General features: G+C 70.9%; 20 protein-coding genes. 12 read left to right on the top strand and 8 right to left on the bottom strand.

Going from position 1 to position 15,105, the window contains the following annotated elements; genetic code table 11:
• The first annotated feature begins 15 nt into the window (after positions 1-15).
• From GAS53_RS18005 to GAS53_RS17965, 9 genes are read left to right on the top strand one after another with little or no spacing between them, the layout of a single operon-like run.
• Entirely contained in the window at positions 16-441 is a 426-nt protein-coding gene (locus GAS53_RS18005) for a gas vesicle structural protein GvpA (protein ID WP_151478630.1), read from the top strand.
• Positions 438-1,193 carry a GvpL/GvpF family gas vesicle protein gene (locus tag GAS53_RS18000; RefSeq protein WP_151478629.1) on the top strand — a complete coding sequence of 252 codons (756 nt, stop codon included), beginning with the start codon at positions 438-440 and terminating at the stop codon, positions 1,191-1,193. The genes GAS53_RS18005 and GAS53_RS18000 overlap by 4 nt, the downstream gene beginning before the upstream one ends.
• A gap of 21 nt (positions 1,194-1,214) precedes the next feature.
• Positions 1,215-1,481, top strand: coding sequence for a gas vesicle protein GvpG (locus GAS53_RS17995; RefSeq protein WP_151478628.1), 267 nt, complete (start codon positions 1,215-1,217; stop codon positions 1,479-1,481).
• The gene (locus GAS53_RS17990; RefSeq protein ID WP_151478627.1) at positions 1,478-2,305 is read left to right on the top strand and encodes a DNA primase; all 828 of its coding nucleotides are present in this window, start codon (positions 1,478-1,480) and stop codon (positions 2,303-2,305) included. Before GAS53_RS17995 ends, GAS53_RS17990 begins: the two co-directional genes overlap by 4 nt.
• Positions 2,298-3,359, top strand: a complete 1,062-nt coding sequence (locus tag GAS53_RS17985) for an SRPBCC family protein (RefSeq protein ID WP_151478626.1) — start codon at positions 2,298-2,300, stop codon at positions 3,357-3,359. The genes GAS53_RS17990 and GAS53_RS17985 overlap by 8 nt, the downstream gene beginning before the upstream one ends.
• Positions 3,356-3,715 carry a gas vesicle protein gene (locus GAS53_RS17980; protein ID WP_151478625.1) on the top strand — a complete coding sequence of 120 codons (360 nt, stop codon included), beginning with the start codon at positions 3,356-3,358 and terminating at the stop codon, positions 3,713-3,715. The genes GAS53_RS17985 and GAS53_RS17980 overlap by 4 nt, the downstream gene beginning before the upstream one ends.
• Entirely contained in the window at positions 3,712-4,488 is a 777-nt protein-coding gene (locus tag GAS53_RS17975) for a GvpL/GvpF family gas vesicle protein (RefSeq protein WP_151478624.1), read from the top strand. The genes GAS53_RS17980 and GAS53_RS17975 overlap by 4 nt, the downstream gene beginning before the upstream one ends.
• On the top strand, positions 4,485-4,670 hold the full coding sequence (locus GAS53_RS17970; RefSeq protein ID WP_151478623.1) for a gas vesicle protein: 186 nt from the start codon (positions 4,485-4,487) through the stop codon (positions 4,668-4,670). Before GAS53_RS17975 ends, GAS53_RS17970 begins: the two co-directional genes overlap by 4 nt.
• Positions 4,670-4,951, top strand: coding sequence for a gas vesicle protein K (locus GAS53_RS17965; RefSeq protein ID WP_151478622.1), 282 nt, complete (start codon positions 4,670-4,672; stop codon positions 4,949-4,951). Before GAS53_RS17970 ends, GAS53_RS17965 begins: the two co-directional genes overlap by 1 nt.
• A 57-nt stretch (positions 4,952-5,008) precedes the next feature.
• Here the strand turns inward: GAS53_RS17965 and GAS53_RS17960 are convergent, their stop codons facing one another.
• The 3 genes from GAS53_RS17960 to GAS53_RS17950 all read right to left on the bottom strand — a co-directional run bounded on the left by GAS53_RS17960 (position 5,009) and on the right by GAS53_RS17950 (position 7,653).
• Complete coding sequence (locus tag GAS53_RS17960) at positions 5,009-5,179, bottom strand: hydrophobic protein (RefSeq protein WP_151478621.1); 171 nt, start codon at positions 5,177-5,179, stop codon at positions 5,009-5,011.
• Positions 5,180-5,222: 43 nt separating this feature from the next.
• On the bottom strand, positions 5,223-6,038 hold the full coding sequence (locus GAS53_RS17955) for a class I SAM-dependent methyltransferase (RefSeq protein WP_151478620.1): 816 nt from the start codon (positions 6,036-6,038) through the stop codon (positions 5,223-5,225).
• A gap of 124 nt (positions 6,039-6,162) precedes the next feature.
• Positions 6,163-7,653 (bottom strand): bifunctional phosphatase PAP2/diacylglycerol kinase family protein, encoded by a 1,491-nt coding sequence (locus GAS53_RS17950; protein ID WP_151478619.1) that lies wholly within the window; start codon positions 7,651-7,653, stop codon positions 6,163-6,165.
• Between the two features lie 108 nt (positions 7,654-7,761).
• Between GAS53_RS17950 and GAS53_RS17945 the strand changes: the two genes are divergently transcribed.
• Positions 7,762-9,381 carry an ABC-F family ATP-binding cassette domain-containing protein gene (locus tag GAS53_RS17945; RefSeq protein WP_151478618.1) on the top strand — a complete coding sequence of 540 codons (1,620 nt, stop codon included), beginning with the start codon at positions 7,762-7,764 and terminating at the stop codon, positions 9,379-9,381.
• Between the two features lie 203 nt (positions 9,382-9,584).
• Here GAS53_RS17945 and GAS53_RS17940 read toward each other — a convergent pair whose 3' ends face one another.
• Complete coding sequence (locus GAS53_RS17940; protein ID WP_151478617.1) at positions 9,585-10,691, bottom strand: baeRF2 domain-containing protein; 1,107 nt, start codon at positions 10,689-10,691, stop codon at positions 9,585-9,587.
• A gap of 85 nt (positions 10,692-10,776) precedes the next feature.
• Between GAS53_RS17940 and GAS53_RS17935 the strand changes: the two genes are divergently transcribed.
• Positions 10,777-11,013 (top strand): DUF6158 family protein, encoded by a 237-nt coding sequence (locus tag GAS53_RS17935; protein ID WP_404829248.1) that lies wholly within the window; start codon positions 10,777-10,779, stop codon positions 11,011-11,013.
• A gap of 254 nt (positions 11,014-11,267) precedes the next feature.
• On the opposite strand, the gene GAS53_RS17930 is transcribed toward GAS53_RS17935, so the two are convergent.
• From GAS53_RS17930 to GAS53_RS17920, 3 genes are all read right to left on the bottom strand, one after another.
• Positions 11,268-11,825 (bottom strand): type 1 glutamine amidotransferase domain-containing protein, encoded by a 558-nt coding sequence (locus GAS53_RS17930; RefSeq protein WP_151478616.1) that lies wholly within the window; start codon positions 11,823-11,825, stop codon positions 11,268-11,270.
• A 34-nt stretch (positions 11,826-11,859) separates the two neighbouring features.
• Positions 11,860-12,300, bottom strand: coding sequence for a CBS domain-containing protein (locus tag GAS53_RS17925; RefSeq protein WP_151478615.1), 441 nt, complete (start codon positions 12,298-12,300; stop codon positions 11,860-11,862).
• 103 nt (positions 12,301-12,403) lie between these two features.
• Entirely contained in the window at positions 12,404-12,805 is a 402-nt protein-coding gene (locus GAS53_RS17920; RefSeq protein ID WP_151478614.1) for a DUF2795 domain-containing protein, read from the bottom strand.
• 160 nt (positions 12,806-12,965) lie between these two features.
• Here GAS53_RS17920 and GAS53_RS55200 point away from each other — a divergent pair, with 160 nt between their 5' ends.
• The gene (locus tag GAS53_RS55200; protein WP_192583155.1) at positions 12,966-13,133 is read left to right on the top strand and encodes a hypothetical protein; all 168 of its coding nucleotides are present in this window, start codon (positions 12,966-12,968) and stop codon (positions 13,131-13,133) included.
• Between the two features lie 155 nt (positions 13,134-13,288).
• Here the strand turns inward: GAS53_RS55200 and GAS53_RS17915 are convergent, their stop codons facing one another.
• On the bottom strand, positions 13,289-15,082 hold the full coding sequence (locus GAS53_RS17915; RefSeq protein WP_151478613.1) for a thiamine pyrophosphate-requiring protein: 1,794 nt from the start codon (positions 15,080-15,082) through the stop codon (positions 13,289-13,291).
• Between the last annotated feature and the right edge of the window lie 23 nt (positions 15,083-15,105).

The following is a 15,105-nucleotide window of genomic DNA, read 5'->3' as shown; positions in this document are numbered from 1 at the left end:
GGAGGCACGGTCGGCATGACCGTTGTCCCGGCACAACACACCGGTGGCGGAGGCGGCACCAGCGGCCTGTACGACGTCCTGGAACTCGTCCTCGACAGGGGGCTCGTCATCGACGCCTTCATCCGGGTCTCCCTCGTCGGTATCGAGATCCTGAAGATCGACGTCCGAGTCGTCATCGCCAGCGTCGACACTTACCTGCGCTTCGCCGAGGCGTGCAACCGGCTCGACCTGGAGGCCGGACCGCGCCGCAGCCCCGGCCTGCCCGACCTGGTCGGCGAGATCACCGAGTCCGGCGCGCGCGGCAAGTCCAAGGGGGCGCTGTCCGGCGCCGCCGAGACCATCTCCGACGCCTTCAAGCAGGCTCGCGAGGAAGGCCAGACCGAATCCAGGCCGCGCCCCCGCAAGTCCACCACGGCACGCAGGAAGGAGGAGCAAGAGTGAGCACGTATGTGTACGGCATCACCGCGGGCTCGCATCCCAAGCTTCCCGAAGGCGTGGACGGCGTCGGCGACCCGCCGCGAGCGGTGCGCGTCATCAAGGAGGGCGAACTCGCCGCTGTCGTCAGCGACGCCCCCGAGGGGCTGCGGCCCAAACGCAGGGACCTGCTCGCCCACCAGAACGTACTGGCGGAAACGGGCGCGGTCGGCCCTGTGCTGCCGATGAGGTTCGGCAGCCTCTCACCGGACGACGCGGCCGTGGCCGGTGTCCTCGCCGAGCGCGCCGACCACTTCAAGGAGCGTCTCGAGGCGCTGGCCGGCAAGGTCGAGTACAACGTCAAGGCCAGCCACGACGAAGAGGCCGTACTGCACCGCGTGATGGCCGAGAACCCCGAGATCCGTGCGCTCACCGAGGCCAACCGGCAGGCGGGAGGCGGTAGTTACGAGCAGCGACTGCGGCTCGGCGAGATCGTGGTGGCCGCCGTGAAGAACCGCGAGGCGGAGGACGCCGTCGAGATCCAGCACGTCCTGGAACCCGTCGCCGCCGCCGTGAGCGTGGGCCCCGAGTCCACCGGCTGGCTGGCCAACGTGTCGTTCCTGGTGGACCGCGAGTCGGCCGAGGTGTTCATCAACGCCGTCGAACAGGTCCGCAAGAGTCACCCGTACCTCGAACTGCGCGTCAACGGGCCGCTGCCGCCCTACAGCTTCGTCGAACCGGGACCGTCCCCGCCCGCCGAGACGCGGACCGAGGACTGACACCGAGGAGTCGAAGAAGGCATGGGGCTGATCGGAGAGGTCCTGCTGCTGCCGTTCGCCCCCGTGCGCGGCAGCCTCTGGGCCATAAAAGAGGTACTGGCCGAGGCCGAGCGCCAGTACTACGACCCGGCGGTGGTCCGCGCCGAACTCGCCCTTCTCGAGCAGCGGCTCGAGTCGGGCGAGATCGACGACGCGGAGTTCGACCGCCGGGAGGACGAGCTCCTCGACCGGCTGGAGATCGCCGTGAGCAGGAGCACCGGAACGGGCAACAACGGGACGACACGATGAGTCGACTGGGACTTGGCCTCGCGGTAGGGGCCGGATACGTCCTCGGACGGACGAAGAAGATGAAGCTCGCCTTCGCCGTCGGCACCTTGGTGGCCGGCCGGCGGGCGCAGCTGAGCCCGCGGGCGCTCGCGGAGCTGGTGTCCGGTCAGCTGCGGGACAACCCGCAGTTCAAGGAGATCGGGGACCAGTTGCGCGAGGACCTGCGCGGTGTCGGGAAGGCGGCGACGGGAGCGCTCGTCGAGCGCCAGGTCGACGCACTGGCGAACCGGCTGCACGGCCGTACGGAAGAAGTACGCGAACGGCTGGCGAGTGTCGCGCCGGATGTGCCGGACGTGCCGCGCTTCGAAGACGAGAAGGACGAGAACGAAGATAACGAAGGAAACGAAGAGAACGGCGAGGAGTACGAAAGGGGCGCGGACGAAGCCGAGTTCGAGGACGACTCCGATGACCGCGACGAGCCCGAGGAGAAGCCTCCCGCCAAGACCGCCAAGAAGGCCGCGGCCAAGAAGCAGGCGGGCAAGAAGGCGGCCGCGAACGCGAAGAAAACCGCCCCCGAGCCCCCGGCCAAGAAGTCGGCGCCCAGGGCTCCCGGCGCGGCCAAGGCGGCCAAGAAGACCCCCGGCAACAAGGCCTCCGCCGCGAAGGGGACCGCGGGCGCCGCGAAGAAGACCGCGGCCGCGAGCGCGAAGAAGACCGTGGGCACGGCGAAGACCGCGGGCACCACGACGGCCGCCGGCACCGAGAGGACCGCCGCCACCGCGAGGTCAGCGGCCCGCGGTGCCGCCCGCCGCGTCCGCCAGCCGAGGGGAGGCGGCGATGACTGACACGCTCGGGACCGCGACACGAGGTCCGCTCGGCGACGTCGCCCGCAGCGCGGCCGCCGACCGGCTCAAGGCCGAACTCCAGGACTACCTGGCCGCCCAGGCCCAGCGGCTGCTCATCGGCGTCGGCCACAAGCTCGGCGAGACCACGGTCCGGCTCAACGACATCGCGGAGGGCCGCAGTCCCGGCCTCGCCCGCCTCGCCCTCGACAGCGGCCGCAAACTCGCCGAGGGCAAGGGACCCCTGCGGTCCGCCCTGGAAGTGGGCGCCGGACGCGCCAAGGACAACGTGGTCGGCGCCCTGAAGGACCTCGCCGCGCGCCGCGGCAAGGGCAGGCGCAAGGCCGGCGCCGGCCATAGGCCCACGGTCATCCTCGAGTACGTCGACGTCGGCGTGCCGGTGCGGACGGCCTACGACCAGTGGTCCCAATACCAGGAGTTCAGCACCTTCGCGAAGGGCGTGAAGAGCGTCGGCCGCGCGGACGTGACGCATTCCGACTGGAAACTCAAGGTCTTCTGGGCCAAGCGCAGTTGGCAGGCGCACACCACCGACCAGGTGCCCGACGACCGCATCTCCTGGACGTCCGAGGGCGTCAAGGGCACGACGAAGGGCGTCGTCTCCTTCCATGCGCTCGCCGACAACCTCACGCGCGTCCTGCTGATCATCGAGTACTACCCGAAGGGCCTGTTCGAGAAGACCGGCAACCTGTGGCGCGCCCAGGGCCGCCGCGCCCGCCTCGACCTCAAGAACTTCGCCCGCTTCATCACCCTCAAGGGCGAGGCGAGCGACGGCTGGCGCGGTGAGATCCGCGACGGCGAGGTGGTCCGCAGCCACGAGGACGCGCTCGCGGAGGAGGAGCGCGACGAGGAGGAAGCCCCTGAGGACGAGGAGATCCCGGAGGGCGAGTACGAGGAAGAGGACGAGGAGGCGTACGACGACGAGGAGAACGGCGCGTACGCCGAGGAAGAGGACGACGTGGAAGAGAACGACATGGAGGAAGAGGAAGCGGACGACGACATCGAGGCCGAGGCCGCGGAGCCCCGGAGCCGCCGATGACCACGGCCCAGCGCTTCCCCGACCCCTACGGTCACGACGGCAGCGCCAACCTCGCCGACATCCTCGAACGGGTGCTGGACAAGGGCATCGTGATCGCGGGCGACATCCGCATCAACCTGCTCGACATCGAGCTGCTCACCATCAAGCTGCGGCTCATCGTCGCCTCCGTCGACAAGGCGAAGGAGATGGGCATCGACTGGTGGGAGTCCGACCCGGAGCTGTCCTCGCGCGCCAGCCGCGATCAACTCACCCGCGAGAACGCCGAGTTGCGCGCCCACGTCGCCGAACTGGAACGCGGGCGTGAGCACGAACCTGCACGCGCGCGCGAACCCACGGAGGAGGAAGCCCAGGGATGAGTGGTCTGCGCTACGTCTACGCCGTCTGCCGCCCCTTCGGTACGACGCTGCCGGCCCAGCTGACAGGCGTCGCCGGAGTGCCGCCCAAGCAACTGGTCCACCACGGCCTGGTCGCCGTGGTCGGCCATGTGCCCGAGGAGGACTTCGCCGAGGAGCCGCTGCGGGCCCATCTGGAGGACCTGGACTGGCTCACCGCGACCGCGCGGGCCCACCAGAACGTCATCGACGCGCTGACCGTCGTCACCTCGCCGCTGCCGCTCCGGCTCGCCACCGTGTTCCGGGACGACAGCGGCGTGCGCACGATGATGGAGCAGCGCGAGGAGCTGTTCCTGCGGACGCTCGACCGGCTCGAGGGGCGGGTGGAATGGGGCGTGAAGGTCTATGCGGACATCACGGAGTCCTCAGCGGCTCAGGAAGCGCGGCCGACCGATGTGAAAGCCGCGACAGGGCGTGACTATCTGCGACAGCGGCGCAGCCGGCGCAGAGCACACGAGGAGAAATGGGAGCACGCCGAGGAATTCGCGCGCCGGCTTCACGAAACCCTTTCCGGGTACGCGGAGGACACCCGGATCCACGCGCCGCAGAACGCGGCGCTTTCCCGCGCGTCCGGCCGGAATGTGCTGAACGCCGCCTATCTCGTGCCGCGTTCTGAATCAGAGGAGTTCGTGGAACTGGTGGACCGCCACAAGGACGACGCGCCCGGACTGCGGGTCGAGCTCACGGGTCCTTGGGCTGCCTATTCGTTCAGCGGGTTCGGCGAGGAGGACTCGTGACCGTCGTGGAACGCCGGGAGGTCGCCCTCGTCGACCTGCTCGACCGGCTGCTCGCGGGCGGGGTCGTCATCACCGGCGACCTCACGCTGCGGATCGCGGACGTCGATCTCGTACGCATCGATCTGAACGCCCTCATCAGCTCAGTGAACGAACAAGTCCCCTCACCCTGGAGGGAGTTGTAGTGACCGGGAAGAACCGCCTGGACCTCGACCCGGACACCGTGGAGCGGGACCTGGTCAAACTCGTGCTGACCGTGGTCGAGCTGCTGCGGCAGTTGATGGAGCGGCAGGCGCTGCGCCGCTTCGACACCGGTGAGTTGACGGAGGATCAGGAGGAGCGGATCGGCCTCACGCTGATGCTCCTCGACGACCGCATGGCCGAACTGCGCGACCGCTACGGCCTGCGGCCCGAGGACCTGAATCTGGACCTCGGGCCGCTCGGGCCGCTACTTCCCAGGGAGTAGAGCTACGGGTAGAGCTACGGATTCCCCGGGAGCAGAACCATCTCCCGGGGAATTTGACTACCAGCGATACCAGCGGCCCCTGGTTCCGGTCGCGCTCGTTCCGCGTACCAGGAATCCCAGCAGCCACACGACGAGAACCACCAGGGCAATCCACCAGAGCAGTTTCACCGCGAATCCGGCGCCGAACAGGATCAGCGCCAGAAGCAGTACCAGCAGGATGGGAACCATAATGTGATACCTCCTGCAGTCCGGGTTTCCCGGAGCGGGGAAATCAGACCGGTTTCCGGCAGAGAATCTCCCCGTGCAGAACGGAGAACCAGGCGTCCTCCTGCCGCCCCCACTCCCGCCATGCCTCCGCCACCGCGCCCAGTTGCTCCGCGGTCGCGTGGCCGCCTTCCGTGGCGCGGTCCGAGTACGCCGAGGCGACCGTGCGGTCCGCCCACAGGCCGCTCCACCAGGCGCGCTCCTCGGCGGTGGCGTAGCACCAGGTGCTCGACGAGGCGGTGATGTCGGCGAAACCGGCTTGCAGCGCCCAGGACTTGAGGCGCCGCCCGGCGTCCGGCTCACCGCCGTTCGCGCGAGCCACCCGGCGGTACAGGTCCAGCCAGTCGTCCATGCCCCGGGACAGCGGATACCAGGTCATCGCCGCGTAGTCCGCGTCGCGGGCGGCCACGAAGCCGCCCGGTTTCGTCACCCGGTACATCTCGCGCAGGGCCTGCACGGGGTCGCTCACGTGTTGCAGCACCTGGTGAGCGTGGACGACGCTAAAGGTGTCGTTCGGGTAGTCCAGCGCGTGGACGTCCGCGACCGCGAACTCGACGTTCTCCAGGCCGCGTTCGGCGGCCGTGGCCCTGGCCTGGTCCAGGATGCCCGGCGCGTGGTCGACGGCGGTGACATGACCGTCCGGGACCAGTTCCGCGAGGTCGGCGGTGATGGTCCCCGGGCCGCATCCGATGTCCAGGATCCTCATGTGGGGCTTCAGCGAGTCGAGGAGGTAGGCCGCCGAGTTGGCAGCGGTGCGCCAGGTGTGCGAGCGCAGCACGGACTCGTGATGGCCGTGCGTGTAGACGGCGGTCTCCTTCGACATGGCGTCCCCAATCCCTCGTAACCCCGACCGGGCCTGCGGAACTGCTCCGCGAGCGGTACGTGTCACCGTACGCCGCCATGTCGAATAGTGAGACCTGCGTCTTGAGATGCGGACTGACAGGTGATCAGCGGTGCTTGAGCGGCCGGTAGACCGTCAGTGCCTCGGGCAGCTTCCGCAGGGTCACCTCGCCCTCCACCGTGGTGACCTCGCCGTCGTACGCCAGCAGGGTGCCGGGCTCGACGCCCTCCACACGGAGCCCGCCGACGTGGACCGCCGCGTGCACGGGGGAGCGGGTCAGCGGCCCGGCGACGGCCGCGGCGAAGAGGCGTACGGCCGGGAAGCGGCCCCCGTGCACCACCCGTACGTCCAGGCGGCCGTCCGCGAGGTCGTAACGGCGGGCGGGGACCGGGCCCATGCGGTGGTAGATGCCGTTCCCGGCGAACAGAAGCCACAACGGGCGTTCCTTGCCGCTGAGTTCGGCCTGCAGCGGGTGCCGGTCGGCGCGCAGTACGCGCAGGGCCGCGACCACTCCGGCCGGCCAGCCGCCGATCCGCTTCGACCAGCGGTCCCGCTCGCGCACCAGCTCCGGATAGACACCCAGGCTGCACGTGTTGAGGAAGTAGCCCTCCGTGTCACCGGCGGAGAAGCGACCCACGTCCACCCTTATGGCATCGCCCTGCCGCAGGGCCCGGCTCAGGTCGCCTACGTCCTCCACGCCCAGGTCCTGCGCGAAGTGGTTGAGCGTGCCGCCGGGCAGCACGGCGAGCGGCAGGCCGTGGCGCAGGGCCACCGTGGCGGCCGCGTTCACCGTACCGTCGCCGCCGCACGCGCCCAGCACCTCGGCGCGGGCCGCGGCCTTCTCCAACTCGGCCCGCAGGTCGGCCGGTTCGCACTCCACGATCTCGGCGAGCGGCAGCGCGTCGCCGAGGGCGCGGGTGCGGTCCGCGTTGCCCGCCCTCCTGTTGACCACGAGGACCAGACCCTCCCCGTCCGGCAGCGCGGGCGCGTCCGCGCGCGGGCGGCCCGGGGGCGGCAGCTGGTCGCGGGTCGGCACCAGGCCGCGTACGGCGAAGGCCGCGCCCGCGCCGAGCGCCGCCCCGGCGAGCACGTCGCTCGGGAAGTGCGCGCCCGTGTAGATACGGGACAGCGCCACCGCGGCGGCCACCGGAGCCACCACCGTGCCCAGGGGACGGGACTCCAGGGCGACGCCCGTCGCGAACGCCGCCGCCGAAGCCGAGTGCCCCGACGGGAACGAGGTGGTGATCGGCTGCCGCTTCAGCTGCCGGATCACCGGTACCGCGTCCAGTAGGGGGCGCGGGCGGCGTATCGAGCGCTTGCCGAGCGTGTTGATGGTGGCCGAGGCCAGCGCGAGCGAGGCGACACCGCGGACGGCCGCGCGGCGGGCCTTCGGCGAGCGTGTCGCCACGAGCGCCGCCGCCGTGCCGAACCACAGCATCCCGTGGTTCGCGCTGTGACTCAGCCTCGGCAGGAGTGGGTGGGCGCCCGGCCAGTGCCGGGCCGCGACGGCCTCGAAGAGGCGGCAGTCCAGGGCCAGCAGCCGGTCGCGCAGGGCGTGGCCGGGCTCGGCGATGGTGAGGTCTACGTCTGCGGTCATGGAACATCGTGTACCCCGGCGGGCCCGTACCTCGCATGTCCGTTTGCCGTGCGCGCGTCGCATAACCCGTTTGCCGCGCGCCCCGCCCGCCCCGGACAATGCGCAACCATGGGACATCTGGAAGCCGCGCACCTCGAGTACTACCTCCCCGACGGGAGGGCGCTCCTCGGCGATGTGTCCTTCCGAGTGGGCGAAGGGGCCGCGGTCGCGCTGGTGGGGCCCAACGGCGCCGGGAAGACGACACTGCTGCGGCTGATCTCGGGGGAGCTGAAGCCGCACGGCGGCACGGTCACGGTGAGCGGCGGGCTCGGCGTGATGCGCCAGTTCGTCGGGTCGGTGCGGGACGAGTCGACCGTGCGCGACCTGCTCGTGTCGGTCGCCCAGCCGCGGATCCGCGAGGCGGCCGAGGCCGTCGACCGCGCCGAGCACGCCATCATGACGGTCGACGACGAGGCCGCCCAGATGCAGTACGCGCAGGCGCTCTCCGACTGGGCGGAGGTCCAGGGGTACGAGGCCGAGACGCTCTGGGACATCTGCACCATGGCCGCGCTCGGGGTGCCGTACGAGAAGGCGCAGTTCCGGGAGGTGCGGACGCTCTCCGGCGGCGAGCAGAAGCGGCTCGTACTGGAGGCGCTGCTGCGCGGCTCCGACGAGGTGCTGCTGCTCGACGAGCCGGACAACTACCTCGACGTGCCCGGAAAGCGCTGGCTGGAGGAGCGGCTGCGGGAGACCCGCAAGACGGTCCTGTTCGTCTCCCACGACCGGGAGCTGCTGGCCCGCTCCGCCGAGAAGATCGTCAGCGTGGAGCCGGGGCCCGCCGGGGCCGACGCCTGGGTGCACGGCGGTGGCTTCGCCACGTACCACGAGGCGCGCCGTGAACGCTTCGCGCGCTTCGAGGAGCTGCGGCGGCGCTGGGACGAGAAGCACGCCCAGCTGAAGAAGCTGGTGCTCAACCTGCGGCAGGCGGCCTCGATCAGCCATGAGCTGGCCTCGCGGTACCAGGCCGCGCAGACCAGGCTGCGCAAGTTCGAGGAGGCGGGACCGCCGCCGGAGCCGCCGCGCGAGCAGGACATCACGATGCGTCTGCACGGCGGCCGGACCGGCGTAAGGGCCGTCACCTGCAAGGGACTTGAGCTCACCGGGCTGATGAAACCCTTCGACCTGGAGGTCTTCTACGGTGAGCGGGTCGCCGTGCTCGGCTCGAACGGCTCCGGCAAGTCGCACTTCCTGCGGCTCCTCGCGGGTGGCGACGTCGCGCACCAGGGGGAGTGGAAGCTCGGCGCGCGCGTCGTGCCCGGCCACTTCGCGCAGACCCACGCCCACCCCGAACTGGAGGGGCGCACGCTGCTCGACATCCTGTGGACCGAGCATGCCCAGGACCGTGGCGCCGCGATGTCCCGGCTACGGCGCTACGAGCTGACCGGGCAGGCCGAGCAGCGGTTCGACCGGCTGTCCGGCGGGCAGCAGGCCCGCTTCCAGATCCTGCTGCTCGAGCTGGAGGGGTGTACGGCGCTGCTTCTCGACGAGCCCACCGACAACCTCGACCTGGAGTCGGCCGAGGCCCTCCAGGAGGGGCTTGAGGCCTTCCAGGGCACGGTTGTCGCGGTCACGCATGACCGCTGGTTCGCCCGGTCCTTCGATCGCTACCTGGTGTTCGGCAGCGACGGGCGGGTGCGGGAGACTACTGAGCCGGTGTGGGATGAGCGGAGGGTGGAACGGGCCCGCTGACACTTCGCAGGAAGGGTCGTATTGCGGCTGCGGGCCGGCCGTGGCCGGTCGCGCCCACGCGGCGGAGCCGCATATGTCACAGCCCCGCGCCCCTTACGGGGCGCGGCTGTGCCCAGCGCAGCAGCGCCCGCCAGACCGCCTGACGGGACGCCGAGCCTGAGCCCAGCGCAGCAGCGCGCCAGAGTCGCCCGGCCGGGGTCCCGCTATGCCCAGCGCAGCAGTGCCCCCAAGCCGCCCGCCGGGGTGTCCTGGGGGCCGGCCGCCGTTACCGACAGGGCGGGGGCGCCCGTTGTCACCGCCGAGCGCAGGAGGGCGTCGTCCGCGCGGGCCGGCCAGGGGTTCGGTTCGCCGAGTGGCTTGGCGTCCGTGCGGCGTACCGCCAGCTGGTCCGGGGCTTCGCCGACCCATACCTCGCGGTGTGCGTCGGGTCCGTCCGGGCGGATCAGCAGCTCGTCGATCCGGTGCTCCCGGGCCGCCTCGACCAGCGCGGGCACGCCCTCCACGGCGCCTATGTGTCCTTCCGCGTCCGGCGCCCGGGCCGCGATGAACCGCTCCAGTTCCTCGGCCGCCCTGCGGTGCACATGCTCCGCCCGGGCCCGCTCCACGTCCTGGTCCAGCAGCCTGCTGCCGGGCCCGTGCGGGGCCTCGACCACGAGGTCGTGCAGCCGCTGCGGTAGCCGTTCGTGCACGGCCCGCCGCTCACGGTCGTCGCCGACCAGGATCAGCAGGTCGGCCCGGGTCTCCTCCTGGCACACGGCGAGTGCGTCGGCGATCTCGGCGGCGTTGTGCTCCCAGGTGTTCTCGACCTTGAGCTGGAAGTGCCGCTCGGACCAGTCGGAGCTGCTGGTCCGGTGCACGGGCCACTGCCGCCCGGCCACCGAGCCCGCGTCCTCGCTGCTCCGTGCGCCCCGCAGCTCGAAGTCGGCGCCCTTGCGGTCGACGTAGGCGACCACGCAGAGCGGGTCCTCGCCGGCCAGGTCGAGCAGCGGCGCGGTGTGGGGCAGCGCCGACCAATGGACGGACAGGCCTCGCGGGGACGCGGCCAGGGGCGGGTCGAGCACCACCTCGCCGGCGGTGGCGAACAGGGCCCGGCCGTGCGGCTCGGGGGAGTGCCGCAGTTCCTCCAGCGCGGCCCGGACGGCCTCGCAGGTCGACTCGTCCGCGCCCTGCCCGGCAAGCTCCGTGGCCGCCGCCCGGGCCGTCAGTGACCTCTCGTGGGGCGTGTCCTCCGTGTGCCGGGAGGTGTCGGCGTACACGGAGGCCCAGGGCCCGGGATGTTCGTAAAGTGGATGGAGAAATGCGAGATCCATGGCTCCCTCCCGGATGCCGCTCGGGATATTGCTGACCGGGCGGGTACCCGTACCGCACCGAAGGACACGAGATCGGGGTACCACCATGACCGGAGTCGACCCGGGCCTCCTGGACGACCAGCAGCTGATGAAAGAGCTGGAGACGATCCACCGCACCCGGCACGACACGCTGCTGCACGGCTCGAACGACGCACTGCGCACCCACAACGTCCGCATGGCGGAACTGGAGGGCGAGTATCTGCGCAGGAACCCCCGCCGCCCGGTCGCCCTGGGCAGGACGCGCGCGGGGGCACGGGAGAGGCAGCCGAACGCGAGCACGTGAGCGTGCGTACGTGAGCAGCTGCGGCCCTCGGCCGAACCGGCGCGGCAAGTCTCGGCAAGTGCCGACCCGCTCGGCCGACTCCGCTCGGCAAGAAGCGACCCCGCTCGGCAGGGCGAGAACGCTGACGTCGGCCGTGCGCCTGCCCGGAGGGGCGGCGTGCGGCCTGCGTTGCACGGCGAGGCAGGGTCAGCCTCGCGCCGTCGTCTTCAGCCTCGCTCCGTCGTCCTCGGCCTTGCTCAGCCTTGCCGCCTTGCTCAGCCCTGCTTCGTGTGGTGCCGCCGCTTCCAGAATTCCGGCAGGAAGGCGTCGCAGAACGCCTTGAGGTCGCCCGGCTTGCGGCTGGTGATGAGCGTCGCGGGTGCGGCCTCGCAGACCACCACCTGCTCGTCGACCCAGGTGCCGCCCGCGTTGCGGATGTCCGTACGCAGGCTCGGCCACGAGGTGAGGGTGCGGCCGCGGACCACGTCGGCCTCGACGAGCGTCCACGGGGCGTGACAGATCGCGGCGACCGGACGGCCCTGCTCGAAGAAGTCGCGGACGAACGACACGGCCCGCTCGTCCATGCGCAGCGCGTCAGGATTGGCCACGCCGCCGGGAAGCACCAGACCGGCGAAGGAGTCGGCCGAGGCGTCGCCGACGACCTGCTGCACAGGGAACACGTCCGCCTTGTCGAGATGATGGAACGCCTGGATCCGGCCCGGCTTCGTCGACAGCAGCACGGGTTCGGCCCCCGAGTCGTGGACGGCGTGCCAGGGGTCGGTGAGTTCGATCTGCTCGACGCCCTGCGGCGCCATCAGAAACGCGATTCGCATGAAGTTTTCACGTCCTTTCTGGTGACGCGCCAGGTCACGCGGGGGCACCGCCGGGCCGGTTGTCCGGCGCGGCGCGGCTGATCTCCGCGAGGGCGGACTCCGGGTTCTCGGAGATGGCCAGGTCGCCCAGGCTGACCATGCCGACCGCGTGCCCGTCCTCGACGACCGGCAGACGGCGCACGGCGTGGTCGCGCATCAGCTCGACCGCGGCCGTCACCGCGTCGTCGGGGCTCACCACCACCGGGTTGGGCGTGCACACCGCCTGGGCGCTCACCGTCAGCGGGTCGGCACCGTCCGCGACCGCGCGCAGCGCGATGTCACGGTCGGTCAGGACGCCGATGATGTCGTCGCCACCGGTCACCAGGACATCACCGATGTCCTGGGCGCGCATGAGCTGCGCGGCTTCGACGAGCGAGGCGTCCGGGCGGACCGAGACGACGCCTGGCGTCATGACTTCCCTCACGAATACAGCCATGGCTGTGTGCCTTTCCTGCGTTCCCCGGTGACCGGGTGCGGGTACGTCGGCGTGACGTCGCCCGCAGTACCCCTGAGACGGTGGGCTATGCGTCCGGCTCGGGCTATTCGGGTGCCCTGGACCCGGTTGCCGCGGAGCGCACGACGGCCTCGGCCAGTTCCTGCGCGTTGGCGTAGCGCGCCTTGTGCGGCAGCCGCTCCAGCGGTTCGACGAGCGAGTCCGGCGCGTACCGGTTCCGCAGGAGGCCGGCCAGATCGCGGGGGCCCGCCGGGAACGACGTACGCCCCAGGAACTTCGCCAGTTCGAGGCGGACGGCCGCCACGGATCCCCGGCCGGCGCCGGGAGCCACCGGGCCGCCGGCGACCGGTGGATCGTCGTCCGCGGTCGGTTCCGGATCGTGCCACTCCTCCGTCCGGGTCGGATGACCCGACCTCAGCAGGCCCTGCAGTTCGTGCTTCATCTCCTCGTCCCGGTGGACGCTGAGCCGGTTGCTGCCTCGCTCCATGACTCCCTCCAGATGTTCGGGGGTGGACCCTCGTGTACCCGCCCCCCGGACATCGACACGGAGGGTTTGCAACCGGCGCCTGCACTGGGGGTTTGTCCGCCCGCGACGGGGAGACCCGATCTTTGCCCCCCACTGTGATCCCCTGGGGAAGGACAGGACCATGGCGGTAGTCGCTGTGATCATCCCGGTCCTGATGCTCGGCGTCGTCCTGGCACTCGGCCGCTACGAGGAATGGCTGCTCCCGAACGACGACTGGGAGGACTGGCTGCTTCCGGTTCCGCCCGCCCAGCGGCACGACGAGGCCGAAACCACCCCGTTGAGCCACTGACGGGACGCTCTTGGCCCCCGGCACGGGACGGATGTGCCGGGGGCCTGCTCGTGGACCCGTACGCCAGGTGCCTCTTCCGGGTTCCAGGTTCCGGATGCGTTCCGGTTGCGCGCCGGATGCGTCGCTGATGCGCCAGGACCGGTCGCTGCGATGCCTCAGGACCGGTCGCTGCCCGGCAGGAACTCCTGGATCTTGGCCTTGAAGCCCTGGCGGACCATGGATCCGCGGTCGTGGTCGCCCTTCAGGACGGACGCGGCGGTGGCCTCCAGTTGCTTCCACGTGGCGTGCGGAGGCACCGGCGGGACGGCCGGGTCGGTGAGGAACTCGATCACCGCGGGACCGTCGGCGTCCAGGCCCGCGCGCCAGCCCGCCTCGACGTCCTCCGGCTTCTCCACGCGGATGCCGGTCAGCCCGAGGGAGCGGGCGAACGCGGCGTACGGCACGTCCGGGATCTCCTGCGAGGGCAGGAACGCCGGGGCGCCCTCCATGGCGCGCATCTCCCAGGTGACCTGGTTCAGGTCGTGGTTGTTCCAGACGCCCACGACGAGCCGAGGGTCCTCCCAGCGGTCGCGGTACTTCGCCGCCGTGATCATCTCCGCGAGCCCGTTCATCTGCATGGCGCCGTCCCCGACGAGCGCGATCACGGGCCTGTTCGGATGCGCGAACTTGGCGCCGATCGCGTACGGCACCCCGCAGCCCATCGTCGCGAGGGTCCCCGACAGCGAGGAGCGCATCCCTGAGCGGTGCGTCAGATGCCGCGCGTACCAGTTCGCCGCCGACCCGGAGTCGGACGTGATGATCGCGTTGCCGGGCAGCAGCGGATCGAGCACCCGTGCCACGTACTCCGGGTTGATCGGATCGGCCGACAGCTCCGCCCGGCGCTCCATGACCTCGTGCCAGCGCGTCACGTTCGCGCACACCGTGTCGTACCACTCGCGTCCGCGGTCCTTGTCCAGCAGCGGAATCAGCCGCTCCAGCGTCGCCTTGGCGTCGCCGACGAGGTTCACCTCGTACGGATAGCGCATCCCGACCATGTGCGGATCGATGTCGATCTGCACGCCCCGCGCCTTCCCGAACTCCGGCAGGAACTGCGTGTACGGGAAGGAGGAGCCGATGGTCAGCAGCGTGTCGCAGTCGCGCATCAGCTCGTACGAGGGCCGGGTGCCAAGGAGGCCGATCGCTCCGGTCACGTAAGGGAGTTCGTCGCTCAGGGCGTCCTTGCCGAGCAGCGCCTTGGCGACGCCCGCGCCGAGCAGTTCGGCGATCCGCTCGACCTCGGGCTGGGCGCCGGCCGCGCCCTGGCCGACCAGGATCGCCGCCTTGTCACCGGAGTTGAGGACCTCGGCCGCCCGCTCCAGGGACTCCTGCGAGGGGATCGCGGTCCATGCGCTGCGGTCCAGGCTGGAGGGGACCATCTTGAACTCGTGGGTGGGCGGGGAGTAGTCGAGGTCCTGGACGTCGCCGGGGATGATCACGGTGGTGGGGGCGCGGCGCGCGTACGCGGTGCGGATCGCCCGGTCCAGGACGTTGGGCAGCTGCTCGGGGACCGTCACCGTCTCCACGAAGTCGGATGAGACGTCCTTGAACAGCGTGTGCAGGTCGACCTCCTGCTGATAGGAGCCGCCCATCGCGCTGCGGTGCGTCTGGCCGACGATCGCGAGCACCGGCACATGGTCGAGCTTGGCGTCGTACAGGCCGTTGAGCAGGTGGATCGCGCCCGGGCCCGAGGTCGCGGCGCAGACGCCGATACGGCCCGAGAACTTCGCGTAGCCGACCGCCTCGAACGCGGACATCTCCTCGTGCCGCGACTGGATGAAGCGAGGCCGGTCCTCGGCCCGGCCCCAGGCGGCGAGCAGACCGTTGATGCCGTCGCCGGGATAACCGAACACATGTTCAACGCCCCATTCGCGCAGGCGGTTCAGGACGTGGTCGGAGACCTTGGTGCTCATGCGGGACCTCCCGGGTGGTGGCG

The sequence above is a fragment of the Streptomyces albicerus genome, from assembly GCF_008905045.1.
GTDB classification, from domain to species: Bacteria; Actinomycetota; Actinomycetes; order Streptomycetales; family Streptomycetaceae; genus Streptomyces; species Streptomyces albicerus.
This window is presented reverse-complemented; position numbering and strand designations above follow the sequence as displayed.